Genomic DNA, 13,733 nt, shown 5'->3' with positions numbered 1-13,733 from the left:
GCATGATACAGTCATTACAAATATGAAATACAAAGGGGATATTACATTGTATAACTTTCTTTCTGTCTTTATTGGTGTGCTCATCGCCGTTATGCTTCCATTGAATGGGATTTTATCTGAGTTAATTGGTAATTATACAGCAAGCGTTGTCATTCACCTTGTCGGTTTAATTGCAGTTATTTTCGTTTTAATCATAAACAAACATAAAATCCATTTTGATAAAAGCATTCCATTTTTTTTTATATAGCGCTGGAGCGATTGGGGTATTCACTGTTCTTTTTAATAATATAAGTTTCTCCGTCCTTGGTGCCTCTATTACGATTGCATTAAGTTTACTCGGCCAATCCATTGCTTCCATCGTTATTGATCATTTCGGCTTATTAGGAATGAAAGTTGCTAAATTTGAAAAGAAAAAACTAATTGGATTATGTTTCATCTCTTCTGGAATTATAATCATGACAATTTATTAATGGAGGCAAAAAAATGTTATATATTACGATCGCTATTTTAGCTGGTGTTTCTATCGTTGTTGCTAGAATTATTAACGCAAATTTAGCAGCGAAAATCGGCAATTGGGAAGGTACGTTTTTTAATTATATTACTGGATTATTTTTCTCTATATTATTTTTAATTTTCAGTTCAGATTCAATGTACATTCCTAGTCATACGTTGCAATCTATACCTATCGCTGTATATTTAGGCGGATTAGTAGGCGTTATTGTCATCTCTTTATCGAACTATATTACTCCTAAAATATCAGCATTTTATTTAACGTTACTCATCTTTATTGGACAATTATTCGCGGGGACTATCATTGATTTCATCTTGTCACACGAACTCTCAATGGGCAAAATTGTTGGTGGCATTTTCGTACTAATCGGGCTCACTTACAATTTACTCGTAGATCGCCCAATAAAAACAGTGAAACATAACCACGTTCAACTATAATACTTTACGCTTACCTATCATATATTAATAGAAAAGCTCTTCATACGAAGTAATAGAGAGGAGAATATTCTATTAAGAAAATCATCTTACTGCTTAGTAGCACATTGATTATTTGTGGGATCATATGGTTTGTAAACTCTGGAAAATCTATTCAAGATTTGTATACAGCAAATAAGCCAAAGAAAAAAGCTACTATTATTTCCACTCAAAGAGATCCAAATGAGCCCCCTGTCTTTTTAGGAAAACAGGAAATAAAAGATATACATGTCGAATCCATTAAAACAAAAAAGGATATCTTCCTCACAAAAACAGATGAATTAAAAACATTCATTAACAGTATGGATACCGCAAAAAAAGGAAAATTAACATTAGATGAAGAAGGGTCAGATTTAATAGATTGTGACATGTGGATTACTTTCGAAGATGGAACTTATAAAAAATATTTCATATGGGTAGTTGATCATCACAATAACGAAGTGATGATTGCTCAGCAAGATACTCCTGATGATGTAAACCTCAAGTACTATCAATTAAATGAAGATAGCTCAAAAAAGGTTTATAACTTATTCAAAAAAATTATTTAACCGAAAAAGTCATGAGCACGTAAGCTCATGACTTTTTGCACTATATAACTTTACATCCCTTTTCCCGCTCTATATCATGTCCCAAAAAACAAGTGGATTCTCTTTCATCACAACTTCTTTTAAATGTTTAATTGAAGATAAAGCTAATTCCGAATCAAATCCCGCAAACGGTACTTCATCTTCAAAATTCTCTTTCGTATAAGATGCATCAATCGTTAATAATACAGGACCGGATTTTTCCGTCTCAATTAATAATGACTGATGCCCTAGAGAATGTCCTGGTGTATACAATAACCGAACACCAGGTACCACTTCATAATCACCTTCAATGATTTTGTAGTTTAAATTTGGCAGATATACTATTGTTTTTCCACTGTAATATTTCCGTTATGTGTGTTTAATTTAATTACATTTTCTCCTTTTCCAATAACCGTATTTCCATTATATTTATCAAGTATATTCGCTCTGCCATTGTCAACAGAAACATTAAATTGAACATTAGTTGGTTCTTTTTCAGTTTCAATATTAATTTTTCCATTGTGAGTCGTAAAATTGAGATTTCGATCCAGTTCATTCGTTTTCAGAGTAAGACTTCCATTTTTAGTTTGCCCCTCTATTTCACCTTCAACATGGTCTAGCATTATTCGTCCGTTGTTCGATTTCACATGAATATTTTGTGCCAATACATCTTTGAAATCCATAATTCCATTGTTTGTTTCCGCGATAATTTTTGGCGAATTGATTTCTCTTAATTCAACACGTCCATTGCTTGTATTGATATTAAAATTTGTTGCGTTTAGTTTTTTAGCAGAAACATAGCCATTATTATTGGAAACTTTTAATGATTCATATTGTTTTTCAGGTAGATACACATTTAATGTTAATGGCGCCCACACTTCAGAAATATTAAAGTTGAACCAACTCTGTTGTTTTTCTTTATAAGAAATAAGAAGCGTTGAATCTTTCTCATCCGTAGCTAATTCCCTTTTTACATTAGGATTAACTTCGCCATCTAATTTTACTTTCACGTTACTACCTGTTGTAGGGTTGATGTTAACACGAACGTTATTCGTGTCGATAATGACGCTTGACACATTATTATTAATGACCTTTTCTTCTGAAATTGGTACCGCAGCAATTGAACGATAAGTGAATAAACTTCCGATAATACCAATAATGAAAATAATACCTGCAATGATTGAGAAACTCTTCTTATTTATCATGCTTCAAACCACCTTTTACTAGTGCTATATTGAACTTTAAATAACGAACAAATCCTTTCGTTGCTAGCTTCGTTAAAAATAACATAGCAATAACAATGAAATATCCAATTCCACAAAGTGCTAAAGAAACAAAAAGATTAAATAGCAAGAATGAATTTGGATGTATAATAGCATCAACTAAAACAAGTAATGGTGCCCCTAAAAATGAGATACCGAGAACCCATCCTGAAAAAATCAAGGCCGCTAATGTGATTGCAGGTGCAAGTACGATTAACAAATTGAAAAAACCTAATCCAATTACTGCCCAAATTGCACGGAAAACATTTCCTGTTGTTGCACTTGTTGTTACTTTCTCAATATGATAATCTGCTAATAGCTCTTTGGCGATTTGAGCTGGAGAACCTAATGAAGTTGCAATTTCTTCTTCGCTCTTCCCTTCCTCTAAGCCGAAAGTAAAATGTTCTTCATAATCTTTTAAAATATCTGCACGCTCTTTATCAGATAATCTTTTTAGAGATACATTTAATTGTTGCAAAAATTTATCTTTCGTCATTACGTACACCTTCTTTAATTAATTGATTGACACCTTGTGAGAACTCATTCCATTCCTCCAAAAGTTGATACAAATACGTTCTACCTTTATCCGTTAGTGTATAATACTTTCTTGAAGGACCCTCTGAAGACTCCTGTAAATACGTGGTAAAATATTCTTCCTTAGTTAACCTTCGAAGAAGAGGATAAACAGACCCTTCTGATATTTCAATTCGATTAGAAATATTTCGAACTAATTCATATCCATAACGGTCTTGCTTATCCAGTAAGACAAGAACACAAAGTTCCAAAACTCCTTTTTTAAATTGTACATTCAATATTCATTCACCCTATTCTAATTAATATCCACTACTATTTATTATTTAGTACTGTTTTATAATAAGTAATCACAAGTATAACATACCACTTAGTATTATTCATTGCAAGGTACAGTAGAAAAATATATACCTTTCATCCAAATAAAATCAAAACGATGGCTGGCCCTCTGCAGTTACAAAGTTCTAAATGAGGCTAAAACAAGCCTTTTACAAAATGGAAAGGACTCAACTTTTTTACATAATGACACTCCACCTACTATAATAAAAGAGTAAATGACTCTTACTTTAATGGAGGGAATACAAATGAAAGCAATTGGTTTACATGAATACTTACCTATTGAAGAAGAAAACAGTTTAATTGATCTAGAAGTTGAAAAACCTGTTGCCACAGGAAGAGATATACTCGTTAAAATTAACGCTATTTCCGTTAATCCAGTTGATACAAAAGTTCGCTCTCCGAAAGATAAAAAAGAAGATGTAGCGAAAATACTTGGCTGGGATGCTAGTGGTGTTGTCGTGCAAACTGGCGAAAGCTGTACGTTATTTAAAGAAGGCGACGAAGTGTTTTACGCTGGAAGCATTACGAGACAAGGTACATATAGTGAATATCACCTCGTTGATGAAAGAATTGTTGGTAAAAAACCTAAAACGTTAAGTGATGCGGAATCTGCAGCACTTCCGTTAACAGCTATTACAGCTTGGGAAGGTTTATTTGAACGTTTAGGTATTGATTATAATAAGAAAGATACGAATTCCTTTAAAAACATTTTAATTATAGGCGGTGCTGGTGGTGTAGGTTCAATTGCCATTCAACTTGCAAAATGGGCCGGACTAAATGTTATCACAACTGCATCCCGCACTGAAACGATACACTGGGTTGAAAAATTCGGTGCCGATTATATCATTAACCATCACCAACCTTTACAAGAACAAATATTAGAGTTTGGGCTAAAAGATGTAGATTATATTTTCTGCCTAAACAATACAGATCAACATTGGCAAGCAATATGTGAACTTATTAAACCACAAGGAAAAATTTGCTCTATCGTAGAAAATGAACACCCTCTTGAGATGGGCATTTTAAAAAGTAAAAGTGCTACACTCGTTTGGGAGTTTATGTTTACAAAAGCGATGTATGAAACTGGAGACATGATCACGCAGCACGAACTATTAAATAAAGTAAGCGAACTACTAGATGAAGGCATTTTAAAGACTACTTTAAATGAAACATTCACACCAATTAACGCTGAAAACGTAAAGAAAGCACATGCCCTGCTTGAAAGCGGCAGTACAATTGGAAAAATCGTTTTAGAAAAATTTTAATAACAAAAAGTCCGATTTCCAAATGAGAAATCGGACTTTTTTACTATCTTTATTTACTTGAAATCTCTTGATCATTTGGAACATCTAACGGAGGTCGTTTTCCTATTCCAAAAGCATAGAAACTAATTGTTACGATAGCTAAGAAAACAATGCCTACAACTAGTGAAATACGCGTATCATCGTTAAACCACATTCCGATTAATACCATAATTAAAAAGGCAATCGTTAAATAATTTGTAACAGGAGCAAATGGCATTTTGAACGGATGATTTTTCATCTCTGCTCCCTTTTCTTTTCTGAAATTAATTTGACTAATTAAAATGACGAACCATGGTACCATACCAGGAAGTACACTCGCACTATATACATATACGAATAAGTTTTTCGGTGCAATATAACTTAATACAACACCAACCGCTAAACCGATAATTACGCCAACTGTACCGAATAAAGGCACACCATTTCCAGAAAGTTTTGTGAAATATTTCGGCGCTTGTCCATTTACACCTAACGTATAAAGCATACGTCCTGCACTATAAATACCACTATTACAACCAGACATCGCCGCTGTAATAACAACGAAGTTAATCAGTCCAGCTGCTGCCGTAATACCAACCTTCGCAAAAGTTGCTACGAACGGGCTACCAATTGTACTTAATTGATCCCACGGATACACAGTTACAATAACGAAAATAGCACCAATATAGAAGATTAAAATACGCCAAATTGTACTTTGAATCGCTCTTGTAAGTGTCTTCTTCGGATCCTTCGCTTCACCAGCAGTAATACCAATTAATTCCACACCTTGGTATGCACCCACTACAAGTGATAATGCAAAGAAGAAGCCTGAAAAACCACCTGTAAAGAAACCGCCATTTGACCAAAGATTTGATATACCAATCGCTTCTCCGCCGTTACCAATTCCGAAGAAAACAAGTCCAAATCCTGCAATAATCATTAATAGAATCGTAACGATCTTAATCATCGCAAACCAAAATTCAAATTCACCAAATGACTTAACAGAAATTAAGTTAGCTGCGCCAAGAATAACCATTGCGATTACACCTGGTATCCAAGCTGGTAAGTCCGGGAACCAATATTGCATATATGCTCCTACCGCAATAATTTCTGACATCCCAACGATAACCCACTGGAACCAGTTACTCCACGCTGTCATATAACCAGCTAGCGGATGAATATACTTATGACCGAACGTCGCAAATGAACCTGTACTCGGCTCCATATACAACATTTCTCCCATGGCACGCATGATGAAGAAAATAAAAATACCTGCAATCGCATACGCAAGCATGACTGACGGACCTGTCCATTTAATCGTGCTGGCTGATCCCATAAACAAACCAACACCAATTGTTCCGCCTAAAGCAATCATTTGAATATGACGTGCTTCTAAACCTCTTTTCAATTCTTTGTTTGCCACTTCACTTCCCCCTCTTAGATGATTCATAGCCGCATTTTAAAACAAGATGCTTTTCCCTAATTCCTTTCGGCCTTGAAAATGATGAAGCAAACGTCATTTTAAACTAGCTTTAAAGCTATCCTAAAATCGTTTTTTTGCTTCTTATAAAATTCCCAAAACCTTTCATCTTCCAATATTCTATAAATCTTAAAATTACTTACCTTATATTAATTCATTAATCTGAAAAATTCAATTATTTTTTCAATAAATTAATATGCATGATTATGTTTAATTTTTAACTGAATTAACAATAAAATACATCTATTCAATTTGATTCCGGTATAAATATTATTACAATATAAATAACCGAGGAGAGTATTTCTTCCTCGGCTTCACATCTCATGTACTTCAATCTTTATAGTTGATAACGCAATTTCCCACACGTCCGATTTATATACCAACCAGAAATTTAATATATTAATAAACTACTAACTTCTTTAATCCAGCCCAATTTTGAGGCAGGAATCTTGCTGCCTCAAAACAGCGGGATAAAATATAAAAGAGTCTCATTAAAAAATGAGACCCTTTTACCATTTCATATTTAACTCATTTTTGAAGTTTGTTTACCTAAAATAAACACTTTAGTAAACACCATCATGATAACTACTATAGCTAGAAAATAAAGTGGCATCACCAGTAACGAGCCCGTATGAAGTTGACTCATTCCCCAAATTGTTATCGTTACAATTACATAGTACCCTAGGCTAAACAATGCACCCGCTGTACCAATGACATCTTGAAAATCTACTAATGCTAAACTTAAACAGTTAGGTAATGCTACTCCAATTCCTAATAGCAATATAAACATCGCTACTAAAAATCCACCCATATATATTATGTTTGGATTTGATCCAACTGAAGTAATAATAGATAAAGCGACTGCTCCAACTACCATTACAAGACAACCGATATATATAATTCTCGCTGGTTTATTAGTAGCAAGCAATCGTTTTGAAACTTTCGCTCCAATAATAGAAGCAGAAGCAACAACAATTCCTAAAAATCCATACATACTAGGCGATAATTGAAAGTATTCCATAAAGATAAACGGTGCTTCTGCATAATAGCTAAACAAAACACCATTTGCTCCTCCAATTAATAGCCCATATGTTACTACTTTCGGATTTGTAATTAATCTCTTCAATACTGAAAAGACATTTATTTTATTTGTTACTGAGTTCGTTTTTGTTTCTGGAAGAGAAACAAACGTATACAGAAAAATTCCGACACTCATAACTACTAAACTTAAAAATACGATTTTAAATCCAAACATTTGATCAAGAAAGCCACCAATTAACGGTCCTATCGCTGGTGTAAAAGCAATAACTGCTGATATTTGAGCAAACATAACATGCCTCTTATGCCCTTCTACACTTTCACGAAGAATCGTTTGCGTCACAACTGATCCTGCACTTGCTCCAAACGCTTGAATAAAACGACTTACTAATAAAACTTCAATGGAATTTGTAATAAAGCATAAGAAACTCCCAACACCATATACGACAATTCCAAGTAACATTGCCGGGCGACGGCCAATTATATCTGATAACCATCCAATAAAAAATACACCTAAAGCAAATCCAGCAAAATACACACTAAGCGTTAACTGTACCTCATTATTACTTACATGTAACGCCTTTGAAATGTCCGGTAAAGACGGTGTGTAAATCGTTTCACTAATTTGCGGAAATGCGACAAGAATAATCATTAACAACAGTGATGGTACTGAGACTTTTTTCATTTTTCATACCCTCCTATAACTTTGAAAATCTCAGAAATAAAAAGACTTTCTTTAGCTACGGAACAGGAGGGGCCATTATAGAAATTCGATCATAAAACAACAAAGAAAACACCTCAATTACGTATGTTAATACTTATAGGAGGGTAATATTAACATCGATTTTTAAATATACTTTTTCAATTATATTACATATTGTGTTTCTTTTTCTAGTGCTCAGCCTTGAAGGATTGTTAAAAAGATAACTTGATATAGATACCTTTTTATGGAATAATTAGAAATGGTTTGAATCGGCAGATTGAATTATTAAACGATAGACTAGCATATTTTAATGTCACAAGCTTACAAACAGGAGGCCTTTCGTAATGATTGAAATTTTAAGGACAATATTAAACTTCCTAATCTCTCTATTCTCAGGAGAATTACCAATTGTATATTATGTATGGATTATTAGCCTATTCCTAATTCAAATAACCCAATCTACTCTGAACTATAAGCTTTTTAACAAGAAAGATAATTTCAGCACTTATATATCGGAAGGATTACTCGCTTTTATTATTTTATTGTTTGGAGGCATGTTAGTATCTAAGTTACTTGCTTATATCATAGATGACCCTACTATTAGTATGACAAATGTAACACATTATTTTATTTCTCTAATCATATTAACTATATTTGTCGTAATAACCTGTATTAAAGACTTTATAGAGGCATCTATAAAGAATAAAAATATATTACCTTTTAGTTTTTTAGTAATTTCCTTACTAACAAGTATACTTTCATTCAAGTTTTTATCACCTTTAATTGAAGGTTCTTTTTCTCTTTCTAAATCTTTTATAACTACTTTAATCATTCTTGTAACTATATCAATCCCTCTATTAATTTCCTTAGAGGATAAGTATGCAGATGAAAAAGAAACGGAAAATTTATAGTTTCTCATTTATATAAAAGAAAGAGGGAGCTCCCCTCTTTCTTTTATATCATCCCTTTTAATATCAATCCTAAAACTGACATTATTATCGTACTAATAATAATTCGTAAAATCCAAGTTGTGTTTGTGCTTATTTTTTCTAATTGCTTATTGATTGTTGCTATGTCTTTCTCATTAATAGTGGTACGCGTTTCTAAAGCACGAATGTCTCTCATAATTTCTTTTTGGTCGGCCTTGAGACTGTCAATTTTAGCATAAACATCTTCCATATATTCACACCCTCTGTTCATCTTAATAGAAAAATCTATATATATTATGAGACAACCCTCTTACCGGTGAATACATTCCGTATATGTGCGCACCAAATTATTTGCACAATCTAATTATGTTTCCATTCTTCTATATTAAAATTAGCGTTAGGATAAATTAAATATAGAAAAAGAATCCCTTGTTTATGTAACAGCAAACAAGGTGCTCTCCAGCATACGAGAGCACCTAAGATAATTTCTATTTTTTTCATCACCATTTTCATGTTTACTAACTCAATATAGTCAGTATGATTTTATGAAGAGTCTACTTTGTTAGCTGCTTAATGTATACTAATAGTAATACGAAATAGTTCCATTGATAAACTCTCTAGAACAATAAATATACTGGCGGAAACAGACCTATACCCAATATTTTTTCCAGTAACATGAATGGTTATTTCTAATAAATGCGTTTGTATACCATTGTTTTCAAAAATTCCATCCTCAACCTTTACAATATCTGCTTCACAATCTACTTCTTTAAAAGTTTTCAGTAATTTTGTTTCTAATAAACTACAATTAAAGTTCTCATCTTTTATTACGGCAAATTTAACCTTCATATCGATTTCCCCATTTTTAACAAACTAAAATCATTAAATCGATATAAATATATATTATTTTATTAATTAATTCAAAATATATGTTTCTTACAAATTATTACTAAATATCAATTTTAGGGACTGTAAGGCCTTTTAAAGATTTTTATTAAAAATAGAACTTAATCCACCATTAATCACGTGTTTCAAATACGATATCTTTATCTGTTGAACAACCTTATCTCTCCTTAAAAATTCTTGTTTTCACCCTATTTCTTAACAAGGGCTCTAGCCTTAAGTTGTCTTTTCTTTATAAAAAATAGCCTGCCTATTTCTGTAGGCGGGCTATATCTTTATTACACCATACAAAAAGTATACTCTCTTCTCCACTCTAACTTTATGTAATGATATAGATTACAAATACACTATTATCTTTTCTATATTCTTATTTTCGGTTATCTTTTCACTTTCACTAGAAACTTGATCTAAATCCATTCGAAATATTTGTTCTGGATTCTCTTTTGAATTCCCTTCGATATGAATTGTACGATCGAACATCTCAGCCGTGAAGCTGCTAGATGTATTTATCATTTTCACTCCATTATTTTCACCTACATAGCGTTCAACTACTTTTTCAGCTTCTTTAAGTTGCTGAGATGTAGGATACAGGATCGATTCCGCTAAAGTGACTACACCTACTAAATAAGTAATATACAAACCACCTGCAATTAAGATAACTTTCTTTACTGTTTTATGAATCATGCTCTAACTCCCTTTTCTTTTTTTGCTATTAAAATATATAACTTTCCTAATTTCCATCGATTTCTTTTTAGTACATAACATTCGTTTTATATTTCATACAAAGCACCTCTCTTACTAATTTTCAATTTGATATTAATATGCTATTTATTGTTTTTCAATAAAAAATTATTATATATCACTATTTATTCACTGTTTCTATTCCGAATAATGATAAAAACAAATAACTTTCTTATAACATCCTCATTCTAGTAAGGAAGTAGCTAAAGCTGTCCTATCTTTAGCACGGCATGATGCTAATGTTGTTCATGGCACAAAAAAAAGCACCGTCACAAGTGACGGCGCTTTTTCTATGTAAGAGCTACTAGAAGGTTCCCTTCTAGTCTACTCCCATTTATAAGTCCAAAATTGTTCCAGTTGCAGCCATTTTAATGTTGCTGCATCTTTGTTTTTGATTTTTACATGCGTTTCTTCAAGCATCGCTTCTGTTTGTGAACGGTGCGCACCTAGTGCAGCTAATTTATGCTCGAATACTTCACTAATATTATTTACAACATCCGGCTCACCTAGTACAGCTTCGCGATTTTTCGTAATCGCAACCGCATGAATAACTGGACGTTCTTCTTTTGACATACGTGATACAGCGCGAACAACAGCGCGGCCAAATGCATCATGATCTGGATGTACGCCGTGCTCTGGATAAAATGTAATAATTCGAGATGGATTTACTTCTTGAATGATCGCTTCAATTTTATCTGCTACGAAATCAACATCTTCAAATTCTAACGTTTTATCATGGAAACCAAGCATTCTTAAGTCTTGAATCCCCATCGCTTCACATGCATCTTTCAATTCTTTTTTACGGATATTTGGAATCGTTTCACGGTTAGCGAACACGTTTTTCCCCATGTTACGTCCCATTTGTCCTAAAGTACCACACGCATACGTTACAGGTACTCCTTGATCTGTTAATAAGCGAATTGTTCCTCCCGCAGCAAATGCTTCATCATCTGGATGCGGAAATACAACAAGTACATGTCTCTCCATAAGTTTCCCTCCTTCTTACTTAAATGGCGTTAAGCTTAACTCAAGCGCTACTGCTAAACGACCTTGATTATCATGCCCTGCTAGTAATAAACGATCTTTATCGTCTACTTCCCAGTGCGTAATACCTTCAGCATATACCCAGCCGTGATCCATCTTTAAACCAACTCGGTATGGGTTTGTTCCAGTTATTTTCCCGCGCTCAAAGCGAATCATTGCATTTCGAATGAATGCTCCAACTGTCATCATCTTTTCATTAAAGTGTGACGCGTACGCTCCGTTCGTCGTTTCTAAATGAATATATACATCTTTATTTACAAAACGTTCAATTTCATTTTGAATAAGAGAACTATCTTTTACTATTTCCATCGGAATTCACCTCTTTAAACCATTTTACGCAAAAATAATGTAAATTGCTATCTCTATATTAGAGGACAACGCCCACTTTTCCTAATAATTTGCACTGTGTTTCTTTATTTTTTTATATCATATGTAAAAAACACATTTTTTCCTTCACTTTGTTAAATAGTTTTCTTTCTTTTTTGAATTTGCTACAATATAAATTATGCAGAGGGATGCATGTTTACAATTGAATACATACTTTAAAGAAGGTGACATGATTGGAACAATCAGCACATGAAGTAGCAAATTGGCAATATTATTTTGCAATTGCCGTATTTTTAGTCACGTACGGATTTATTATTTCTGAGAAATTGAATCGTGCTGTAATTGCACTATTCGGTGCTGCTATTATGATTATTTTTGGAATTGTAGATTTACACGCTGCTTTCACATCACATATTCAATGGGAAACAATCACCCTTTTAATTGGGATGATGATTCTCGTACATATTACGAGTCAATCAGGCGTCTTTGAATTTGTGGCCATTAAAGCAGCGAAGGCAGCTGGCGGAAAACCAATCCGCATTTTATTATTGCTATCCCTATTAACTGCTGTCGGATCTGCATTTTTGGACAATGTAACGACCGTCTTATTAATCGTACCTGTTACACTATCTATTACACGTATTTTAAAAGTAAATCCTGTTCCTTATTTAATTGCAGAAGTACTATTTTCAAATATAGGCGGAACAGCAACATTAATCGGTGACCCACCGAACATTATGATTGGATCTGCAAATAAGCATTTAGACTTCAATGCCTTTTTACTGAACTTAGCTCCTATCGTAATTATTATTTCTATCGTGACACTTGGCATTATTTACTTCATGTATCGTAACAAACTAAAAACAACAACTGAGCAAATTAAAATATTAATGGCATTGAACGAAAAAGATTATATTAAAGATCAAAGCCTCCTTTTAAAATCCATTTCGATTTTAGGACTAACTATTTTAGGCTTTGTACTTCATTCGATTATTCATGTAGATGCTGCCGTTATCGCGATGACAGGTGCTACACTTCTTATGTTAATCGGTGTGAAAGAACATGATATTGAAGATGTATTTGCCCACGTTGAATGGGTAACCATTTTCTTCTTCGCCGGACTATTCGTTCTCGTTGGTGGTTTAATTGATATCGGACTTATTTCTTCACTCGCAAAAGAAGTAATTGACGTCACAAATGGTGATATCGGTTTCGCCGCTGTACTTATTTTATGGGTATCAGGCATCGCATCTGCGACAATTGATAATATCCCCTTTGTCGCAACGATGATTCCGCTTATTCAAGATTTAGCTACAGGACTCGGACTATCTGTAGACTCTCCACAAATCGAAGTACTATGGTGGGCGTTATCACTTGGAGCTTGCTTAGGAGGAAACGGAACATTAATCGGAGCATCCGCAAACGTAGTCGTTGCTGGTATTGCAAAACGTGAAGGACATGCTTTCTCGTATATGGACTTCTTAAAAATTGGTTTGCCGTTAACAATCATTGCATTACTATTATCACATGCTTACATTTATTTACGTTATTTAATGTAAAAGTTGTATTGCATGAAATTATATCGTCAAATACAAAAGGTATG

Annotated in this window: 15 protein-coding genes and 2 pseudogenes; 6 read left to right on the top strand and 11 right to left on the bottom strand. The window is 33.4% G+C overall.

The window, feature by feature from the left end:
• Positions 1-22 precede the first annotated feature (22 nt).
• The 3 genes and pseudogenes from MR070_RS15155 to MR070_RS15145 all read left to right on the top strand — a co-directional run bounded on the left by MR070_RS15155 (position 23) and on the right by MR070_RS15145 (position 1,532).
• Positions 23-470, top strand: a pseudogene (locus tag MR070_RS15155) (DMT family transporter).
• A 13-nt stretch (positions 471-483) separates the two neighbouring features.
• Positions 484-948, top strand: a complete 465-nt coding sequence (locus MR070_RS15150; RefSeq protein ID WP_000965799.1) for a DMT family transporter — start codon at positions 484-486, stop codon at positions 946-948.
• A gap of 89 nt (positions 949-1,037) precedes the next feature.
• Entirely contained in the window at positions 1,038-1,532 is a 495-nt protein-coding gene (locus tag MR070_RS15145) for a hypothetical protein (RefSeq protein ID WP_242261573.1), read from the top strand.
• Between the two features lie 40 nt (positions 1,533-1,572).
• On the opposite strand, the pseudogene MR070_RS15140 reads toward MR070_RS15145, so the two are convergent.
• The 4 genes and pseudogenes from MR070_RS15140 to MR070_RS15125 all read right to left on the bottom strand — a co-directional run.
• A pseudogene (locus tag MR070_RS15140) lies at positions 1,573-1,886 on the bottom strand (MBL fold metallo-hydrolase); the annotation flags it as partial.
• A gap of 5 nt (positions 1,887-1,891) precedes the next feature.
• Positions 1,892-2,755, bottom strand: a complete 864-nt coding sequence (locus MR070_RS15135) for a DUF4097 family beta strand repeat-containing protein (RefSeq protein WP_138321464.1) — start codon at positions 2,753-2,755, stop codon at positions 1,892-1,894.
• Complete coding sequence (locus tag MR070_RS15130) at positions 2,745-3,308, bottom strand: HAAS signaling domain-containing protein (RefSeq protein WP_139895145.1); 564 nt, start codon at positions 3,306-3,308, stop codon at positions 2,745-2,747. Before MR070_RS15130 ends, MR070_RS15135 begins: the two co-directional genes overlap by 11 nt.
• A complete protein-coding gene (locus tag MR070_RS15125; RefSeq protein ID WP_001969260.1) occupies positions 3,295-3,624 on the bottom strand; it encodes a PadR family transcriptional regulator in 330 nt (109 codons plus the stop codon). The genes MR070_RS15130 and MR070_RS15125 overlap by 14 nt, the downstream gene beginning before the upstream one ends.
• A 303-nt stretch (positions 3,625-3,927) precedes the next feature.
• Between MR070_RS15125 and MR070_RS15120 the strand changes: the two genes are divergently transcribed.
• Entirely contained in the window at positions 3,928-4,947 is a 1,020-nt protein-coding gene (locus MR070_RS15120) for a zinc-binding alcohol dehydrogenase family protein (protein ID WP_000643762.1), read from the top strand.
• A 49-nt stretch (positions 4,948-4,996) separates the two neighbouring features.
• On the opposite strand, the gene MR070_RS15115 is transcribed toward MR070_RS15120, so the two are convergent.
• Positions 4,997-6,388 carry an amino acid permease gene (locus MR070_RS15115; protein WP_001284433.1) on the bottom strand — a complete coding sequence of 464 codons (1,392 nt, stop codon included), beginning with the start codon at positions 6,386-6,388 and terminating at the stop codon, positions 4,997-4,999.
• 580 nt (positions 6,389-6,968) lie between these two features.
• A complete protein-coding gene (locus MR070_RS15110) occupies positions 6,969-8,168 on the bottom strand; it encodes a multidrug effflux MFS transporter (protein ID WP_000757993.1) in 1,200 nt (399 codons plus the stop codon).
• A 362-nt stretch (positions 8,169-8,530) separates the two neighbouring features.
• Between MR070_RS15110 and MR070_RS15105 the strand changes: the two genes are divergently transcribed.
• Entirely contained in the window at positions 8,531-9,097 is a 567-nt protein-coding gene (locus MR070_RS15105; RefSeq protein WP_242261563.1) for a DUF5823 family protein, read from the top strand.
• A 43-nt stretch (positions 9,098-9,140) separates the two neighbouring features.
• Here the strand turns inward: MR070_RS15105 and MR070_RS15100 are convergent, their stop codons facing one another.
• The 5 genes from MR070_RS15100 to MR070_RS15080 all read right to left on the bottom strand — a co-directional run bounded on the left by MR070_RS15100 (position 9,141) and on the right by MR070_RS15080 (position 12,112).
• Positions 9,141-9,365, bottom strand: a complete 225-nt coding sequence (locus MR070_RS15100; protein ID WP_000390460.1) for a hemolysin XhlA family protein — start codon at positions 9,363-9,365, stop codon at positions 9,141-9,143.
• A gap of 320 nt (positions 9,366-9,685) precedes the next feature.
• A complete protein-coding gene (locus tag MR070_RS15095) occupies positions 9,686-9,964 on the bottom strand; it encodes a hypothetical protein (protein WP_000865013.1) in 279 nt (92 codons plus the stop codon).
• Positions 9,965-10,354: 390 nt separating this feature from the next.
• Complete coding sequence (locus tag MR070_RS15090) at positions 10,355-10,702, bottom strand: hypothetical protein (protein WP_242261562.1); 348 nt, start codon at positions 10,700-10,702, stop codon at positions 10,355-10,357.
• A 381-nt stretch (positions 10,703-11,083) separates the two neighbouring features.
• Positions 11,084-11,746: a bacillithiol biosynthesis deacetylase BshB2 gene (gene bshB2 / locus MR070_RS15085; RefSeq protein WP_000439477.1), complete on the bottom strand. Its 663-nt coding sequence runs from the start codon at positions 11,744-11,746 to the stop codon at positions 11,084-11,086.
• 15 nt (positions 11,747-11,761) lie between these two features.
• Positions 11,762-12,112, bottom strand: coding sequence for a YojF family protein (locus tag MR070_RS15080; RefSeq protein ID WP_000407042.1), 351 nt, complete (start codon positions 12,110-12,112; stop codon positions 11,762-11,764).
• A gap of 251 nt (positions 12,113-12,363) precedes the next feature.
• Here MR070_RS15080 and MR070_RS15075 point away from each other — a divergent pair, with 251 nt between their 5' ends.
• Positions 12,364-13,689: an ArsB/NhaD family transporter gene (locus MR070_RS15075; protein WP_044793292.1), complete on the top strand. Its 1,326-nt coding sequence runs from the start codon at positions 12,364-12,366 to the stop codon at positions 13,687-13,689.
• Positions 13,690-13,733: the final 44 nt, after the last annotated feature.

Source organism: Bacillus cereus group sp. BfR-BA-01453, from assembly GCF_022662915.1.
GTDB classification, from domain to species: domain Bacteria; phylum Bacillota; class Bacilli; order Bacillales; family Bacillaceae_G; genus Bacillus_A; species Bacillus_A paranthracis.
This window is presented reverse-complemented; position numbering and strand designations above follow the sequence as displayed.

What these genes read in the sequence shown, in the direction of transcription:
- MR070_RS15150 (WP_000965799.1), top strand. Translation starts at nt 484, where the DNA reads ATGTTATATATTACGATCGCTATTTTAGCTGGTGTTTCTATCGTTGTT.
- MR070_RS15135 (WP_138321464.1), bottom strand. Translation starts at nt 2,755, where the DNA reads ATGATAAATAAGAAGAGTTTCTCAATCATTGCAGGTATTATTTTCATT.
- MR070_RS15130 (WP_139895145.1), bottom strand. Translation starts at nt 3,308, where the DNA reads ATGACGAAAGATAAATTTTTGCAACAATTAAATGTATCTCTAAAAAGA.
- MR070_RS15120 (WP_000643762.1), top strand. Translation starts at nt 3,928, where the DNA reads ATGAAAGCAATTGGTTTACATGAATACTTACCTATTGAAGAAGAAAAC.
- MR070_RS15110 (WP_000757993.1), bottom strand. Translation starts at nt 8,168, where the DNA reads ATGAAAAAAGTCTCAGTACCATCACTGTTGTTAATGATTATTCTTGTC.
- MR070_RS15105 (WP_242261563.1), top strand. Translation starts at nt 8,531, where the DNA reads ATGATTGAAATTTTAAGGACAATATTAAACTTCCTAATCTCTCTATTC.
- MR070_RS15100 (WP_000390460.1), bottom strand. Translation starts at nt 9,365, where the DNA reads ATGGAAGATGTTTATGCTAAAATTGACAGTCTCAAGGCCGACCAAAAA.
- MR070_RS15095 (WP_000865013.1), bottom strand. Translation starts at nt 9,964, where the DNA reads ATGAAGGTTAAATTTGCCGTAATAAAAGATGAGAACTTTAATTGTAGT.
- MR070_RS15090 (WP_242261562.1), bottom strand. Translation starts at nt 10,702, where the DNA reads ATGATTCATAAAACAGTAAAGAAAGTTATCTTAATTGCAGGTGGTTTG.
- bshB2 (WP_000439477.1), bottom strand. Translation starts at nt 11,746, where the DNA reads ATGGAGAGACATGTACTTGTTGTATTTCCGCATCCAGATGATGAAGCA.
- MR070_RS15080 (WP_000407042.1), bottom strand. Translation starts at nt 12,112, where the DNA reads ATGGAAATAGTAAAAGATAGTTCTCTTATTCAAAATGAAATTGAACGT.